At 35.2% G+C, this 16,336-nt stretch carries 14 protein-coding genes; 11 read left to right on the top strand and 3 right to left on the bottom strand.

All coding sequences use genetic code 11. From position 1 onward, the window contains the following. Positions 1-41: 41 nt before the first annotated feature. Both ACQUQZ_RS23175 and ACQUQZ_RS23170 read right to left on the bottom strand, forming a co-directional pair. Positions 42-1,841, bottom strand: a complete 1,800-nt coding sequence (locus tag ACQUQZ_RS23175; RefSeq protein WP_435357496.1) for an acyl-CoA dehydrogenase — start codon at positions 1,839-1,841, stop codon at positions 42-44. A gap of 144 nt (positions 1,842-1,985) precedes the next feature. Then, positions 1,986-2,297, bottom strand: coding sequence for an SCP2 sterol-binding domain-containing protein (locus ACQUQZ_RS23170; protein ID WP_435357495.1), 312 nt, complete (start codon positions 2,295-2,297; stop codon positions 1,986-1,988). A gap of 310 nt (positions 2,298-2,607) precedes the next feature. Between ACQUQZ_RS23170 and ACQUQZ_RS23165 the strand changes: the two genes are divergently transcribed. The 10 genes from ACQUQZ_RS23165 to ftsZ all read left to right on the top strand — a co-directional run bounded on the left by ACQUQZ_RS23165 (position 2,608) and on the right by ftsZ (position 12,939). Next, on the top strand, positions 2,608-3,210 hold the full coding sequence (locus ACQUQZ_RS23165; RefSeq protein ID WP_435357494.1) for an RNA polymerase sigma factor: 603 nt from the start codon (positions 2,608-2,610) through the stop codon (positions 3,208-3,210). 126 nt (positions 3,211-3,336) lie between these two features. Next, positions 3,337-3,504, top strand: a complete 168-nt coding sequence (locus ACQUQZ_RS23160; RefSeq protein ID WP_435357493.1) for a hypothetical protein — start codon at positions 3,337-3,339, stop codon at positions 3,502-3,504. A gap of 45 nt (positions 3,505-3,549) precedes the next feature. Further along, entirely contained in the window at positions 3,550-4,377 is an 828-nt protein-coding gene (locus ACQUQZ_RS23155; protein ID WP_435357492.1) for a mechanosensitive ion channel family protein, read from the top strand. A gap of 201 nt (positions 4,378-4,578) precedes the next feature. Next, positions 4,579-5,511, top strand: coding sequence for a DUF3078 domain-containing protein (locus ACQUQZ_RS23150; RefSeq protein ID WP_435357491.1), 933 nt, complete (start codon positions 4,579-4,581; stop codon positions 5,509-5,511). Between the two features lie 505 nt (positions 5,512-6,016). Beyond that, the gene (locus ACQUQZ_RS23145) at positions 6,017-7,201 is read left to right on the top strand and encodes an FtsW/RodA/SpoVE family cell cycle protein (RefSeq protein WP_435357490.1); all 1,185 of its coding nucleotides are present in this window, start codon (positions 6,017-6,019) and stop codon (positions 7,199-7,201) included. A gap of 63 nt (positions 7,202-7,264) precedes the next feature. Beyond that, the gene (murG, locus tag ACQUQZ_RS23140) at positions 7,265-8,362 is read left to right on the top strand and encodes an undecaprenyldiphospho-muramoylpentapeptide beta-N-acetylglucosaminyltransferase (RefSeq protein WP_435357489.1); all 1,098 of its coding nucleotides are present in this window, start codon (positions 7,265-7,267) and stop codon (positions 8,360-8,362) included. Positions 8,363-8,368: 6 nt separating this feature from the next. Further along, positions 8,369-9,148 (top strand): GNAT family N-acetyltransferase, encoded by a 780-nt coding sequence (locus tag ACQUQZ_RS23135; RefSeq protein WP_435357488.1) that lies wholly within the window; start codon positions 8,369-8,371, stop codon positions 9,146-9,148. Positions 9,149-9,234: 86 nt separating this feature from the next. Beyond that, positions 9,235-10,002, top strand: coding sequence for a cell division protein FtsQ/DivIB (locus tag ACQUQZ_RS23130; RefSeq protein ID WP_435357487.1), 768 nt, complete (start codon positions 9,235-9,237; stop codon positions 10,000-10,002). Between the two features lie 64 nt (positions 10,003-10,066). Beyond that, positions 10,067-11,485, top strand: a complete 1,419-nt coding sequence (gene ftsA, locus ACQUQZ_RS23125; RefSeq protein WP_435357486.1) for a cell division protein FtsA — start codon at positions 10,067-10,069, stop codon at positions 11,483-11,485. A gap of 137 nt (positions 11,486-11,622) precedes the next feature. Beyond that, positions 11,623-12,939 carry a cell division protein FtsZ gene (gene ftsZ, locus ACQUQZ_RS23120; RefSeq protein ID WP_435357485.1) on the top strand — a complete coding sequence of 439 codons (1,317 nt, stop codon included), beginning with the start codon at positions 11,623-11,625 and terminating at the stop codon, positions 12,937-12,939. Positions 12,940-13,014: 75 nt separating this feature from the next. Here the strand turns inward: ftsZ and ACQUQZ_RS23115 are convergent, their stop codons facing one another. Next, positions 13,015-13,653: a MarR family winged helix-turn-helix transcriptional regulator gene (locus ACQUQZ_RS23115; RefSeq protein WP_435357484.1), complete on the bottom strand. Its 639-nt coding sequence runs from the start codon at positions 13,651-13,653 to the stop codon at positions 13,015-13,017. Between the two features lie 211 nt (positions 13,654-13,864). Between ACQUQZ_RS23115 and ACQUQZ_RS23110 the strand changes: the two genes are divergently transcribed. Further along, a complete protein-coding gene (locus ACQUQZ_RS23110) occupies positions 13,865-16,303 on the top strand; it encodes a TonB-dependent receptor (RefSeq protein ID WP_435357483.1) in 2,439 nt (812 codons plus the stop codon). Positions 16,304-16,336: the final 33 nt, after the last annotated feature.

Here is a 16,336-nt window from a genome sequence, read left to right as displayed (position 1 = left end):
CCTGCGACTACTCCTTTTACGAACAAGATAGAAACTTGTTTTTACATGACTACTTCTTTTTCAGACATAATCGTTAACACTTCGGTATCCATCAAGCGAGTTGCCAAACCTTGTGTTTTTGGTATTTCGTAGTGGAAAAAATACTTCATCGTGTGAATCTTACTTTCGTAAAAATCAACATCATCACTATCTGCCGAAGTTGTGAGTAGTTTTTGTTTAGCTACAACAGCTTGTTTGAGCCATTGCCAAGCCACAACATTTAAGCTAAACATTTCCATATAAAGTGTTGCATCAGATAAGAATCTTTCAACATCGCCCGTTCCGGCAATGCTCAAAAGATGCAAAGTTACTTTTTGTAGGCGTTCACCTTCTTCTTTAAGCAACAAAGCATACTTTTTCAAATCATCAAACTCTAATGCTGCCATTATCGTTTTACCAATTTCTTGTGCCAATAATTGCGTGGCTTTTCCACCCGCCATTGGTACTTTTCTGCCCAATAAATCTTGTGATTGAATGCCTGTTGTTCCTTCATAAATAGGCGTGATGCGTATATCTCGATAATATTGTTCTACAGGAAAATCTTCTGTAAAACCATAACCACCAAAGCATTGCACCGAATCGCTGATAGATTTCATGCCATATTCGCAAGGGAAAGTTTTGGCAATTGGCGTTAGCAATTCGAGCATTAAATGAGCATTTTCTTTTTCTTCGGGGTCGTCAGATGCCACCGAAAGGTCGAAATAACGTGAAGTTTCTAATAATAATGATATTGAGCCTTCTACAACTGACTTTTGAAACAATAACATTCGTTTTACGTCAGGATGTTGAATAATGGCTATTTGCGGTGCATCTAAGGCATGTTTTTGGTTCAAACGACGACTTTGTGGACGCTCTTTGGCATATTCAAGTGCAGCATAATAGGCAGCTGAAGTAATAGATGCTCCTGTGATGCCCACACCAATACGTGCTTCATTCATCATCTGAAACATATAATTTAAGCCTTTGTTGGGTTCGCCTACCAAATATCCAATACAATCATCATTCTTATCTCCAAAGCCCAAGTGCATGGCAGGAACGCCTTTTTGACCTAATTTATGGTAAATTCCCATAGATGTTACGTCATTATCGGTGCCATCTAAACGATATTTTGGAATGACAAACAAAGAAATTCCCTTCGTGCCAAGCGGAGAGCCTTTGATTCTACCAATAAATAAATGTATGACATTTTCGGTAGCATCATGGTCGCCCGCAGAAATAAATACTTTCTGTCCACGCATTTTGTAGGTGCCATCGGACAATGGTTCTGCCGTAGAAGTAATATCTGAGAGTGAACTTCCTGCCTGTGGCTCGGTCAAGCACATTGTGCCTTGCCATTTGCCCGAAATCATATTTGGAATATAAGTATCTTTCAACTCTTGCGAACCAAAACTTGCAATCAATCGAGCAGCACCAGCAGTTAAGCCTGTGTACATCATGCCATTATTGGCCGACATCAAAATATATCCTAAGATGCTTGAAACAGTAACTGGGATTTGGGCTCCACCATTTTCGTAGTCAAAGTCAACGCCAATGATGCCTGAGTCACCAATGGCTTTCAAATAATCTTTGATTGCAGGATGCACAGTCACTTTTCCGTCTTTCAGTTCGGGTTGATTTTTATCAACATCTTTTAAAAAAGGAAACATTAAATTGTCAGCAATTTGGGTAGCCGAATCAATAGTCATGTCAAATGTTTCTTTGCTGTGGTCGGCAAAGCGAGCGTGCTGGGTAAGTGCCTCAGCATCATGAACTTCATAAAGCAAGAAGTCCACATTTCGTTTGTTGAAATAATTTTTTGCCATAGAATCAATTATTATTTGAAGATTTGGAAATTTGTCAATTTGAAAATGTTTTAATTTGAAAAAAAGTAATTTTATTGTATGACTCTCAATAAACTAAGTTCTTTAATTTCCAAATTATCAAATCTTCAAATTGTCAAATCACTCTCACATCAAGCCCAACATATTTGCATATTTCATCATTGCTCCAGGATTTGAGAGCTTTAATTTACCCATCATCATTGCCATCATGGGGTTCATATCGCCAGTAGCAATTTTTACAAAATCATCTGCATCGGCTTTTATAACACACTCAGGCGTACCGATGAAATCTTCTATGAACTCAGCTTTGCCATCGGCAACAACCATTGAATAGTTGGCACCACTACCAAAATCGAAATGTAATGTTGTTGAAACACCATCAATATCGCTTGGTGTGAGCCTTGCAGCTGTATTTTGTAAGTATTCTTTTGCAGACATTGTCTATTATTGTTTAAAATAAGTGAACGGTTAAATATAGGGCGAATTTAGTAAAAAAAACAAATAAATATTATGCAAGCATACTATTATTTTTTGAATTAAGTTTGATATTCTGTGGAAAATAGTGAATATTTGAGCAAAGGATATGGTTGGCTTCGCCAAAAATTGTTTATTTTGTTAGAAAACGAAACCGTGTATATCTTTTAGTAAAATATAGAATCAATTTCTTCACAAGAGAAGAAAGATTTATTATCACCCAAAAAGAAAAAATACCTAAGAGTGTTACTTTTTGCTAATCACTTGGTCAAAATTGAAAAACAAAGCATTTAAACATACTGCTGACGAAGAATTAGTTCGGCTTTATGTCGAAACACAAAGGAACGTGTATTTTGAGGAACTTTATGACCGTTATGTTGATAAAGTTTATCGGAAGTGCCTTTCTTTTGTAAAAAATGATGCCCAAGCGGAAGATTTCACGCATGATATTTTTTTAAGGTTGGTATTAAAAATAGGAGGATTTAAAGAACATGCCAAATTTTCGACATGGCTTTACTCAATTACCTATAATTATTGTATGGATCAAGTGCGTCTTGTTAAAAAACAAGCAGAGACAACTCTTGATGAAAACTTTGACCTTGAAGAAGAGGAAAATGAAAATGAGCTGATGGAAATTCAGGCACAAGACCTCAAAAAAGCCCTGCAAAAAATTGACCCAGAAGAACGAGCTATTCTACTAATGAAATACCAAGATGACTTTAGTATCAAGGATATAGCCGACACATTTAAGATAAGCGAAAGTGCAGTAAAAATGCGTTTGATGCGTACAAAAGAAAAGCTCAGAAAGATTTATACAGAAAATATACTTTTCTTCTTGCTTATACTTATCAAAGTACTTTGGTTTTGGAAAAAATAATGACAGATTGTCTTAATTTTTTTGTTGATAATCAGTAATTTCGATAATTGAAAGGAAGATTTTTTAGTGGATAACCATGATAAAATCATTAACTTAACTATTCTCAGAAAACCTGTACCCAAACCAATGGAAGATTTTGATGATAATGCTACTGCCCCCGAACATCTGAAAGGAATGCTAACAGCAGAAATAGATGCCATTCGTGATGCTATGCAAATTGTACAAATGTTTTTGGGTGAACCGATGGTTGTAGCGGTAAAACTTTTGCAAGAATTAGAGCCTAAAGAAGAGTAATATTAAGTATTCGACCTCGATTTTTATAAATTATTAAGATAGTACATGAAACCAACACTAAGTTTTACCGATACATTGATTGAAACTTTTAATGATATGATTAAAAGCTTCATGGGCTTCTTTTATAACCTAATTGGTGCAATTATTATTTTGCTAATAGGCTGGGCGGTTGCTAAAATGGTGGCTGCTGTAACACAAAAAATGCTGGAAAGAGTAGGGGCAGATAAGATTGGTGAGAAGTTAAATGATATTGATGCTATTAAGAGTTTGAAATTAGAAATAAAACTAAGCTCAATTATTTCTAAAGTTTTGTATTATTTTATTCTGATATTTATGCTAAGACCAGCAGCCGACACCTTAGGTGTTCCTGCTATCTCAGATATGGTGAAGTTATTGGTAGAGTTTATTCCTAAACTGATTTCGTCAGCATTAATGCTTTCTGCTGGAATTTTCTTGGCTGATGCCCTCAAAAACTTTGTAGTCACTCTTTGTAAATCATTCAACATTGCGGCTGGTAAGCTCATCGGAACAGCTATTTTCTTTTTTTTATTGATAATTTTTGTCATACAAGCGGTAGCACAAGTAGGTATTAATACAAGCTTACTTGAGTCGAGTTTTAACTTAATGGTGGGTGGTGTCATCTTTGCATTTGCGATTGGCTATGGATTTGCATCGAAGGAAATTTTACTCAATATTATTTCTTCATTTTATAGTAAAAATAGATACCGAGAAGGACAAGTTATAGAAATTGATGGAGTAAAAGGGGAAGTCATAGCGATGGATAATACCACGATAACTCTTAAAACTGTGGACTCGAAAACCATTTTCCCATTGCAAGTCTTACAATCAAAAAAAGTTATAATTTTTGAATAATTTGTTGATTTTCTCAAGATAATTTACTGCGTTTAAAGTTAAATAGCACCGTTTATTACGCATAAACCGTGACTATTGTCTTCTTCTAAAGTCTAATATATGTTCTTTAATAAATAAGAATCATAGATATACGTGACACAAAAATGCTTTTGTCACTGTATCGCTAAAAATATTTTTAACCAAACGCTAATTTGTATAATAATGAAAAAGTTTTTATTAACAGTCAGTTATTTAATTTTCACAGTCAATCTGTTTGCCCAAGTTGCCCAAGAGGCACCTAAAAACCATGAAGATTCGCTAAAAGTAGGTTGGTGGGATCCTCGTAGTACACAGTTAGGCATTAATTTTTCACAAGCTGGTTTCAATGATGCTTGGTCCGGAGCTCAAGGAAGTGTGGGTAGTATTGGTCTTGGCTTGCTTTTTAACAATAAAGCAGTTTACCACAAAAATAAAGGCGTTTTTTCATCAGATATGCAATTTCAGTATGGTACTGTGAAAAATAAAGGACAAGACCCACGTAAAAGTATAGATAGAATTTTTATTGATGTGAAGTATGCAAGCAAACTCACATCGACAACCAATTGGTTTGCAGGAGTTAATTTTTTATCTCAGTTTGCTCCAGGATTTGCATATGATGCAAAGGGAGTTAAAGGAAATAAAATCGGGAATTTATTTGCCCCAGGCTTTCTTGCCGAGGGTGTTGGTCTTGAATGGAAACCTGTTAAGTATTTTGTTATGCAATTAGGTGGTGCCACGTTGCGTCAAACATTTGTAAGTGATGATGTGGTTTTTGTCAATACACAAAAAGAAGTAACAGAAGACGGCAAAAAAGTATTTCGCTCATATGGGGTAGAAAAGGGTAAAAAAGTTCTTAATGAAATGGGTTTTCAAGTAGTAGCAGCATTTGATAAAGATATTGCCAAAAACCTAAATTTAAAATGGCGTTATCAAGGATTTGTGGCCTACGCCCCAAAAACCAAGCCTATCGACCACAATATTAGTGTAGTAGCGACAGCTAAAGTAAATAAATACCTAAACGTAAACTTTACCTTGATAGGTGTTTATGATGCAGATATTGTTAAAAAATTCCAATTAAGTGAAGGTCTGGCTGTCGGTTTCTTATTTACCATTTAATACTCAGTAAATTTATGGAAGTTTACAAAATGAATAGTTTCAGAAACAATAAAAAATAGTCGACTATATCTATCAATTTTTATTAATTATAGTAATTTTCTTAGAAATGTGTTAAGCCCTAATATCGTAGGGGGTGGACTATTTATTTAATAATAAAAGCGGCAAATAAAGCAAAATTGACAGAAAAAAAGTTTAGGTGAAAAGAGGGTAAAGCCATCTGTATTTTGATTGAGCAGATGGCTTTTACTATTAATTAAATATAAAAAGTATTGACCAAATTAAATAATCAAACCGAATAATATTTTGCTAAAAAGAGACTTTTTTTATAAAAATATGGCATTTCAAATGAAAAAACACCTAATAATAAATTTTTCAAATTTTTCTTTTCTTTCACTTTTAAATAATTTACATTTGTTACGCCTTTTAGTTTTTATTTAAATTACGGGAAGGTATGCGTGCTTATTTCCTATAAACTTAACTGACGATCTTTCGTCCCATTAAAATCATGGAAACGTGGTTGAAAGACAAACTGCGTGGTGACTGGCAAATCTGGTTCATCATTGCTCTACTTTCTTTATTCAGTATGCTGGTCGTTTATAGTGCCAGTTCAGCTCTTGCTTATAAAAAAGCAGGCGGCAATACCGAAAGTTACCTCCTTACACATACAGCCCATTTAGTGCTTGGTCTTTTGGTAATATGGCTCATTCATCGAGTTAATTACACCAAATATGCAGGTATTTCAAAACTCTTGCTTTGGATTACTCCTTTTCTGCTGATTTATACCTATCTTTTTGGTACTACTGTTGGTGGAACAAAGCGTTGGATTAACCTTTTTGGTATCTCATTTCAATCATCAGATTTGGTTCGTTTGGTGCTTATCACCAATCTTGCTGCGATGTTAGCTCGTCGTCAGAATGTAGAATATACTCCAAGGACACTTTATGGTTTAATATTTTGGTGTGGTTTACTTTGTGGTATGTTGGCAATCACAAACTTCTCAACAGCCGTTATTTTAGGTGTAACGTGCTTTCTGATCATGTGGGTAGGGCGTGTACCAAGTCGTTATCTTGCTCGAATGGCTGGATTTGTCATTGGAGTTTTATTTGTAGTGATGAGTATTAGTGTATTTTTGTATGCACGTGGCGTAGAATTTGGACGTGGACAAGTGGTGCTTGAACGGATCGAAGCATTTGCTGATGTTGATATTAACGGCGATAAAGTAATTGGCAATAGAGATAGGGATGATAATTATCAAAGAGAGCAAGCCATGATTGCCATTGCCAGAGGTGGAGCTATTGGTATCGGGCCCGGTAAAAGTTTTCAAAGAAACTATTTACCCGAAGCATTTTCTGATTATATATATGCTATTATTATTGAAGAATATGGTTTTTTAGGTGCTGTTTTGGTGATGGGTTTGTATCTTTGGTTGCTTTATCGTGGACTAAAAAATGTTGAAAATACCAATCGTGCTTTTGGGGGGCTACTTTGTGTGGGGCTTACTTTTAGCATCGTTTTTCAAGCATTTGTTCACATGTTTATTAATGTAGGTTTAGGGCCAGTTACAGGTCAAACGTTGCCATTAATGAGTATGGGGGGAACATCAATTTTGTTCACAGCCGTAGCCATTGGCATTGTATTGAGTGTAACAAAAGGGGAGTATGATGAAAAATCAATAGAGCATCAATCCTAAAGGCAAATAATTATTAGACGACAAACTTTTTTGACAATATTTTTTTATTTTGGGTGATATTATATGACAAAAATCATCATAAGTGGAGGCGGAACAGGCGGGCATATTTATCCAGCCGTTGCCATTGCCAACGAACTCAAAGCTCTTGATGCAAACATTGAAATTTTGTTTGTGGGAGCTGAAGGTAAGATGGAAATGGAAAAAGTGCCGAAAGCTGGTTATAAAATAATCGGATTGCCGATTGCGGGTATCAATCGCTCAAATATGCTGGCAAACTTTGGTCTTCCATTTAAACTGGCAAAAAGTCTTTGGAAAACGTATAAAATTATCAAAGATTTTAAGCCAAATATAGCGATTGGTGTTGGTGGATATGCGAGTGGCCCCACATTGATAATGGCAAATTTGCTTGGTGTACCGACTTTGATTCAGGAACAAAATTCGTTTGCAGGTGTTACTAATAAATTTGTAGCCAAGCGTGCCAAGAAAATTTGTGTTGCCTACCCAAATATGGAACAGTTTTTTCCAAAAGAAAAAATTGTAATGACAGGAAATCCCGTCAGAAAAGATATTCTTGAAACATCGTCAAAGCGTGAGCAAGCATTCAATCATTTTGGTTTAGATATTGAAAGAAAAACTTTGCTGGTGATTGGCGGAAGTCAAGGTGCAAGAACAATCAATGAAGCTGTTTTTGCAGGACTTAACGATTTGATTGCCAATGATTTGCAGATAATTTGGCAAACAGGAAAGTTATTTATTGATAAAGCAAAAACAAAGGTAGAATCATTACAGACCAAAAGAGTTTATGTCTCAGATTTTATTTATGAAATGGATTTAGCCTATGCTGCAGCCGATTTAGTTGTTTCGAGAGCAGGAGCTTTATCAGTTTCAGAGTTATGTTTGGCTGAAAAACCTTCGATTTTGGTACCATTGCCTACCGCAGCCGAAGACCATCAAACTCAGAATGCCATGAGTTTGGTCAATGAAAATGCTGCTTGGATGGTGAAAGACATAGAAGCCGGAGATATTTTGGTTGATAAAACAATAGAATTGTCTGATAACCCAGTACTAATGGAACAATTAAGTAAAAATATAAAAACCTTAGCAAGACCAAATGCTGGAAAAGAAATAGCAGCAGAAGTTTTGAAAATTATACACCAATAGCCCATTATGAAGATATTTTTTTCTGAAAATAGAGTAGATTATTCAACTTATACATTTGATTATGCTATTTATTGCTTGAAAGAATCACAAGCAGAATTGGCAGAAATTTATGAGAAGGGCTTTCTGCCATATACAGGAAACTTGGATATTGAAGGTGATATTTTTTACTTGGCTCGTAGTCTGAGAGTTGATTTAGAAAGATTTGAAGATACTTCTGAAAATCGACGTGTAAATCGTTTAGTTGAACCATTAAATATTCAGTTAGAAGTTATCAAAAAAGAAGATTTTGATTTAAATTCACCGGAATTTGTTAACTTTTGTCAGGAATATATTTCTCAACGCATTGGTGACGATAATATGAGTATGGAGCGTTGGCAATATATCTTGTCGAGAACAACAGGGACGCATATATTTCGTTTTACGTCGGGAGAGAAGTTTTTAGGTTTTGTATTTGTTGCCTTAAATGACGAAATATTACATTATTGGTTCGCTTTTTTTGATACAGAATATATGCGAACGCACTCATTGGGTAAATGGATGATGTGGAGATTGATACGTTGGGCAAAAGACAATCATTTAAAAAACGTATATTTGGGTACAGCCTATAAAAGCTCGGCCTTATACAAAATAAGAGACCACAAAGGTTTGTCTTTTTTTGACGGCTCGGGTTGGAATAAAGATATTGAGCGATTAAAGGAATTATGCAAAACAGACTTAGAACCTAAAATTGCGGATGAATTTAAGACATTGACAGACCAAAATTCGTTCTTGAAAGGCCTTAAATAGTAACTTATTAGCCTTTTAATTGAGACAAAAATTCCAATAACTAATTGATAATTAACGCTTTATGTACTTTCCTAATATTTATAAAAATGTTTAGTAAATTTAACTTAAAAAAAATCGGCAAGGTGGTATTAGGAGTAGTTGCTCTTGGGACAGTAACACTCTTGATTGGCTTTTCAAGTGATACATTTTCATCAAAGCGTTGCAAAGAAATTGTTATCAAAATAAAAAATGCCGAAGAACAATATTTTGTTAATAAACAAGATATTGAAGCCCTCATTACTAAGAATGGTAGTGACCAACTCGTGGGCAAAACATTTGAAAAAATTGACTTACGAGAAATCGAAAAACGAGTGTTGCAAAATAAGCAAATAAAGTCATGTCAAGCCTTTAGAGGGATAGAAGGAAATTTGAGCCTTGATATCGAACAACATATTCCAGTAGCACGAATTTTAATGTCAGATGGCCGTGAAGATGCCTATGTAGATGCGGATGGAGGGTTTTTTCCACTTTCTGAACGATATTCGGCAAAAATTCTATTGCTTTCGGGCGAATATTTCCGAAATTTGCCAAACTTAAAGTCAAAGCGTCAAGAAAAAATTCTACACTTCATAAATTTTATAAATGAAGATGCTTTTTTGAAAGCACAATTTACACAATTAGACGTGGCAAAAAATGGAGATGTGAGCATTGTTCCTTTAGTTGGAAACCATATTATCGAATTTGGCGAAGCAACCAATATTGAAAATAGACTGAATAGAATAAAGATATTTTATAATCAAATACTTCCAGTACAAGGTTGGGATAGCTTTTCTCATGTAAGTGTAAAATATGACGGGCAGATTGTATGTAAGTGAAAAATAATATAGCTGTGCCTTTTAGCAGTTTAACTTAGCTAAAAGCATTAAAATGGATGGTATAATGAGCAAAGACGTAATCGTAGGTATTGACATCGGTAGCACAAAAATTTGTGCAGTTGCTGGTATAATGGATCATGTCGGGAAAGTAAAAATTCTTGATATGGTAGAAGAACCTACTCAACGTGGGAGGGTGTCTAATGGAACAGTTGTAAACTTAGAGTTTACAGCAAAAGACGTTGACCGCATTTTAACAAAACTATCAGACAAGGCAGACATCAATATTCAAAATGTAATTGTTAATATTTCAGGTGAATATGTAGAGGGAAGAACACATCAGAATTTCTTAACACGAAACGACAGTCGCACCACCATACGCAAAGAAGAGATTGAAAAATTGGCAGTTGATATTCGTAAATCATTCCGTCCAACTGCTGGAAATGTAATTATTCATACATTTCCACAAGAATTTATTATTGATAGAGCAATCGTACCTGATAATCCAATTGGTCGCTTCGGAATAACACTTGGAGGAAACTTCTTTTTGATCTCTACACCTAATGACCCTCATATCGCTCTTCAACAAACCATTGAGAGTGTGGGTGCAAAAGTACAAGATGCTAAAAGAGTTGTTCCTTTAAAAATCGTTCATACATTATTTTCACCTTTAGCAGACTCTATGTCTGTGTTGAGTGAAACAGATAAAAAATTAGGTGTTGCTGTGGTAAATGTTGGTGGTGATACCACCGAAGTAGCGATTTTTCAGGAAAGTGGCTTACGCCATATTTCTGTTATTCCATTTGCAGGAAGAAGCATTACCAATGACCTCGTAAAAGCTTTTCAAATATTGCCTGACCATGCCGAAAAGCTGAAATTGATTATGGGTGATGTGCCGCCCGATGAAGTAGGCAAAAACGATATTATTAAAATTCCAGGAGTGGAAGGTTTGCCTGATAAAGAAATTGTAGCAAAAAATGTAAGTGTTATTATTGAAGAACGCTTAAAAGAGATTGCAGCAATGGTAATGGCAGAAATTATACACTCTGGCTATGAAGGACAACTCATCAGTGGAGTAGTGCTGACTGGCGGAACAGCGAATATTCGAATGATAAAAGATGTTTTTGACAGAGTAACCAATAATATGAATATTCGTGTGGGAAATACCACCCGTAATATTGGTGAAAGTGCTATTAGCAAAGTTACAGACCCCAAATATGCAACAGTAATAGGCTTAGTTTTATCAGGTTTTTTGCCATTGGATGAAAGAGTCCCGCAAGAAGTAATTTGGGGAGCTATTCCTGAAAGCCAAATGCCAGCAAATAATAATGGCTTTGAAACCAGAAATGGTGGACGTACCAAAGAAGTAATAGAAGAGCCACCTCATGAAGAACAGCCAGCAAGCGGTGGACTTTTTGGTTGGCTTAAACGCCAAGTACAAGCATCTACCAAACCAGATGTTGGCGATGACAAAGGTTATACGTGATTTTTAGATACGAAATAGGAGATTTGTGATACAAGAAAAAATTACTTTTAAATCTCGTATCTAATATCAAGTATCTCGTATCTAATATCAAAAAAAAAAAACAGCTTTTCCTAATCTATAAAAATCTATACATGACCATGACACAAGAACCAGACTACGAACTCGTACCGAAGAACAAGTTTAGAAATATTATTAAAGTAATAGGTGTTGGTGGAGCAGGGTGTAATGCCGTGAAACACATGCACAGTATGGGTGTCAATGATATTGGACTTGTGATTTGTAACACTGACCAACAAGCCTTAGAATCGGCGGCATCAGAAATTAAGAGATTGCAAATAGGTATTGAACTTACCAAAGGCTTAGGGGCAGGAACAGAACCTACGATGGGTAAGAAAGCTGCCGAAGAAAGTGAAAAGGCGATTAGAGAAATCCTGAAAGAGCCAACAGAGATGGTTTTTATTACGGCAGGAATGGGTGGAGGAACTGGAACTGGGGCAGCCCCTGTAATAGCACGAATCGCTAAAGAAATGAATTTGTTGACCATAGCTGTCGTAACTGATCCATTTCCATTTGAAGGAGGGGATAAGATATTGCAAGCAAGGGCTGGAATTGAAGAGTTAAAGAAAAATTGTGATACTGTTCTGATCATTAAAAATGAAAGATTGGAAGAGCAGTTTGGCGATATGGACATCGAAGAGGCGTATGCTAAAGCCGATGATGTATTGGCAAATGGCGTGAAAAGTATCGCTGAATTAATTACTCGTACTGGTATCATCAACCTTGACTTTGCCGATGTAAAGAAAGTATTGGGTGGTGCTGGTCAAGCTGTGATGGGTACTGCAGAAGCAGAAGGCGAAAAAAGAGTAGAAGAAGCAATCAAATTGGCTTTATCGTCTCCGTTGTTAGAAAGCAATGACATCAATGGAGCTCAAAGAGTTTTGGTGAGTATTGCCTATAGCCCCGAACATAAGATTAAATTATCAGACCAAACATTGGTAACAAAGTTTGTTGAAAGCCAAATTCAGACAAAAGCTCGTTTGTTTAAACATGGTTTTGCAGTTGATAAAAATTTGGGCAAAAAAGTGCGTGTAACCATTGTTGCAGCAGGTTTTGATATTGTTCCTGAGCCAGAAGAAGAGGTTATTGAAGTTAAACCTCTCAATGGTAAGGTTCAAAATGAAAAATATGAAAACAAAAATCCATTAATTGGTAGAGAGAGAGAGCCATCCATTATTATTGAGCCAAAGTTTGAACCAAAAGATGAAATGGAACAAATCAGAACGATGGTGCAGAAGTTTATGAGAGAGGGTTATCGAAATCCAGCACTTAATTCTACGCCAACATATATTCGTAATGGTATAGAACTCCAAGACGTGAAAAGATTAAAGCAAAATGGTAAAGTTTTAGAATATGAATTAGACCAATTGCTTTCAATGATGGAGACTGCAAGATAATTATTCTTTGAAATGTTAAATAGCCTCAAAAGTAAATTCAATTGAATACTTTTGAGGCATTTTTTTGATTTTCGATTAAAAATACTTTTTTAAGAGATCATCAATACTGGTTTCTTTTTCAGTGAGAAATATGGGATTGTGAAAATCATGTAATTTGCTTAACAAATAAAACAACTGGATTTTCTCAGCAGAAGTGAGTTTCCCCGAAATAATTTGACTTACTTTTAGCATCCCTTCAAATGATTTGAATAATTCTGCTTGACCTAAAGGCGTTATTTTTAGACGTTTGCTTCTTTTATCTTCCAAATCATCGTATTGTTCAAGCAAATTATTTGCAATAAGTCGCTTGATAATTTCCATACCCGTATTTTTTTCGTGGATATTTTTTTCAATCACCTGAGTTTTTGTTAAATCCCCTTCCTGCCAAACGGCCGCTAAATATCCAAAATCATCAAGTGTCAGTAAAGTCGATTCTTCCAAAGCCTTTTTAATATACCCTTTGGCATAACGATACATAAATGCCACTAATTGCCCGATATTATTCTCTTCACTTTTGGCATTTATATCAATACTTGGCTGAGCCGAAACAAGGTTTCCCAAATATTTTTGGTTTAGAAATACTACAAAATCTTGCATTTTGAGCGACTGAGATTTTTTCTCATCCTCAAAATCCTTCAAATTGGAAATTAATTCCTGTAAAATTTTATAATTCATTCTTTTAATAAATATCTGATAATCAAAGTTTTATGTTTTTGTGTGAAGAACAAAAGGTGTTTTTTAAAGCTAAAAACAAAAAAATAGTATAAAAACAAAACAAATTTAAATAATGGCTTGTTAATATACTAATTAAAACAAAAACACACTAAAATTGTTATTCAAGCGACAAAAGAAATTGTCATAAAGAATAATCTAAAATGTTAAGTTTATGCAAAAGTTATTCATTCTATTAAGTTTTACTCTTTTCTCTTTAGGTATTGCACAAGCCCAACGCACAGGTGAAATTCAGGGAACGATTAAAGACCGCCGCACTCAAGAACCACTCATTGGTGTGACTATTCAAGTCGAAGGCACACAAAAAGGTTCTCAAAGTGATGTTGATGGAAACTTTAAAATCTCAGGTATTCCAACAGGAAGTTATAATTTAAAGGCTACTTATGTTGGATATAAAGAAGTCTTAAAATTCAATATTATAGTTTCTTCGGGAAATGCCAATATTATTAACTTTTTGATGGAAGAAGATTCCAAACAGCTCAATGAAGTACAAGTGATTGTAAATCGTTCAGTTTCAGTGGCATCAACTGAAACACCCAATTCGATTCAAAAACTTTCAACAGAGGAAATTAAAAATAATCCAGGAGGCAATTTTGATATTTCGCAAGTTATTCAAGTTTTACCTGGGGTTGGTGGAACAAGTGGCGGCGGAGCATTTCGCAATGATATTATTATTCGAGGTGGAGCTCCCAATGAAAATGTGTATTACCTCGATGGAATAGAAGTGCCAGTAATTAATCACTTTTCTACACAAGGAAGTGCGGGTGGGCCGACAGGTATTTTGAATGTTTCGTTTATCGAAGATGCCACACTTTCATCAAGCAGTTTTAATGCAAAATATGATAATGCTCTGTCGTCAGTGCTACAATTTAAGCAACGAGATGGAAATAAAGATAATTTTCAAGGTAATTTCCGTGTGAGTTCAACCGAAGCTGCCGCCACTTTTGAAGGGCCGCTTTCTAAAAAAACAACCTATTTGGTTTCAGCTCGTCGCTCATATCTGCAATACTTATTTCAACTGATTGATTTGCCGATTCGACCTAATTATTGGGATTTTCAATATAAAGTCACGCATAGAATCAACGCAAAAACAACCCTAACAGCGATTGGATTAGGAGCAATTGATAAATTTTACTTTGGTGTGCCGAAAGAATCATCACCAAGCAAAGAATATATTTTACGTGCTTTTCCTTACATTAATCAGTGGAATTATACTGTAGGTTTCACACTAAAAAGATTGCTTGAAAATGGGTATATGAATGTTTCTTTGAGTAGAAATATGTATGATAACTCACTTGAAAAATACGAAGATGGCAAGCAAGAGTCAAAAGGTTTGATTACTTTCAATACAAAATCACAAGAAATTGAAAATAAACTGAGAATTGATGTGAATAAGTTTGTTGACAAATGGGAATATTCGTACGGTGTCAGCAGCCAATTTGTGAAATATAATGCCGATTTATATAATCGCTTAAGAAAAGAATTGCGTGATGAAAAAGGCAATATCATTCAACCTGAAGTTGCTTTTAGATTTAAAACTGCCGTTGATTTTTTTAAATTTGGTGCTTTCGGACAAGTTTCTCGTAAGTTCTATGATGAACGTCTCAGCATTTCAGCAGGAATCAGGACTGATATGAATAGTTTTACCAATGGAGGAATGAATCCACTTAAAACTTTAAGTCCGAGAGCAGCGGCGAGTTATGGTTTTGCCGACAAATGGAGACTAAATGCCTCACTTGGGCGATACTATAAACTCCCAATTTATACCGTTTTAGGTTTTCGAGACAATGCAGGAACTTTGGTTAATAAAGACAATAAATATTTACAAAGTGACCATTTTGTGAGTGGCTTAGAATTTATTCCTCGTCCTTCCACACGTTTTACATTAGAAGGTTTCTACAAAAAGTATAATAACTACGCAGTTTCAGCTCGTGATGGTATTTCATTGGCTAATCAAGGAGGAGAATATGGAGCCATTGGCAACGAAAAAATTGAAAGCATTGGTAAAGGAAAAGCCTACGGAGTTGAGTTTTTTGCTCAACAAAAACTCCAAAAAAATCTGTTTGCCGTATTTTCTTATACTCTATTTTGGAGTCAATTTTCTGGAAAAGATGGCAAGTTTGTCTCATCAGCATGGGATAGCCGTCATTTGGTAGCATTGCAAGTTGGACGTAAATTTAAGAAAGGTTGGGAATTAGGTGGGAAATTTCGTTTTTATGGTGGAGCTCCTTATACGCCGTTCGATTTGGAAGCATCTCAAAAAAATTATGCAACTTTGGGCGTTGGCTTGTTTGATTATTCAAAATTGAATACTTTACGTTTGAAGAACTTCAGTCAATTTGATTTCAGAATTGACAAAAAAATCAACTTCCGTAAGCAGAGTTTTGATTTTTATTTTGATATTCAAAATGCTCTTTTAGCAAAAAATCCATCTTTTCCAAGTTATACTTTTGAGCGAACTGCTGATAACTCAGGTTTTGCTACAACTGATGGAAAAGCACTTAATCCCAATGGTTCAAATGCCAAACCATTGATATTAGCAGATGCAACTGCCAGCGTAACCCCAGGACTTGGTTTAATTTGGGAGTTTTAAGTAAAAAAAGACTCGGCAAGATAATTCTTGCCG

The sequence above is a fragment of the Emticicia sp. SJ17W-69 genome, from assembly GCF_051209875.1.
Classification (GTDB): Bacteria; Bacteroidota; Bacteroidia; order Cytophagales; family Spirosomataceae; genus Emticicia.
Note: the sequence above shows the minus strand (reverse complement) of the source record. Positions and strands in the feature narration are given on the sequence as shown.

Bases quoted from the DNA above. Each gene is read 5' to 3' on its own strand.
- ACQUQZ_RS23175 (WP_435357496.1), bottom strand. From the start codon at position 1,841: ATGGCAAAAAATTATTTCAACAAACGAAATGTGGACTTCTTGCTTTAT.
- ACQUQZ_RS23170 (WP_435357495.1), bottom strand. From the start codon at position 2,297: ATGTCTGCAAAAGAATACTTACAAAATACAGCTGCAAGGCTCACACCA.
- ACQUQZ_RS23160 (WP_435357493.1), top strand. From the start codon at position 3,337: ATGGAAGATTTTGATGATAATGCTACTGCCCCCGAACATCTGAAAGGA.
- ACQUQZ_RS23155 (WP_435357492.1), top strand. From the start codon at position 3,550: ATGAAACCAACACTAAGTTTTACCGATACATTGATTGAAACTTTTAAT.
- ACQUQZ_RS23150 (WP_435357491.1), top strand. From the start codon at position 4,579: ATGAAAAAGTTTTTATTAACAGTCAGTTATTTAATTTTCACAGTCAAT.
- ACQUQZ_RS23145 (WP_435357490.1), top strand. From the start codon at position 6,017: ATGGAAACGTGGTTGAAAGACAAACTGCGTGGTGACTGGCAAATCTGG.
- murG (WP_435357489.1), top strand. From the start codon at position 7,265: ATGACAAAAATCATCATAAGTGGAGGCGGAACAGGCGGGCATATTTAT.
- ACQUQZ_RS23135 (WP_435357488.1), top strand. From the start codon at position 8,369: ATGAAGATATTTTTTTCTGAAAATAGAGTAGATTATTCAACTTATACA.
- ACQUQZ_RS23130 (WP_435357487.1), top strand. From the start codon at position 9,235: ATGTTTAGTAAATTTAACTTAAAAAAAATCGGCAAGGTGGTATTAGGA.
- ftsA (WP_435357486.1), top strand. From the start codon at position 10,067: ATGAGCAAAGACGTAATCGTAGGTATTGACATCGGTAGCACAAAAATT.
- ftsZ (WP_435357485.1), top strand. From the start codon at position 11,623: ATGACACAAGAACCAGACTACGAACTCGTACCGAAGAACAAGTTTAGA.
- ACQUQZ_RS23115 (WP_435357484.1), bottom strand. From the start codon at position 13,653: ATGAATTATAAAATTTTACAGGAATTAATTTCCAATTTGAAGGATTTT.
- ACQUQZ_RS23110 (WP_435357483.1), top strand. From the start codon at position 13,865: ATGCAAAAGTTATTCATTCTATTAAGTTTTACTCTTTTCTCTTTAGGT.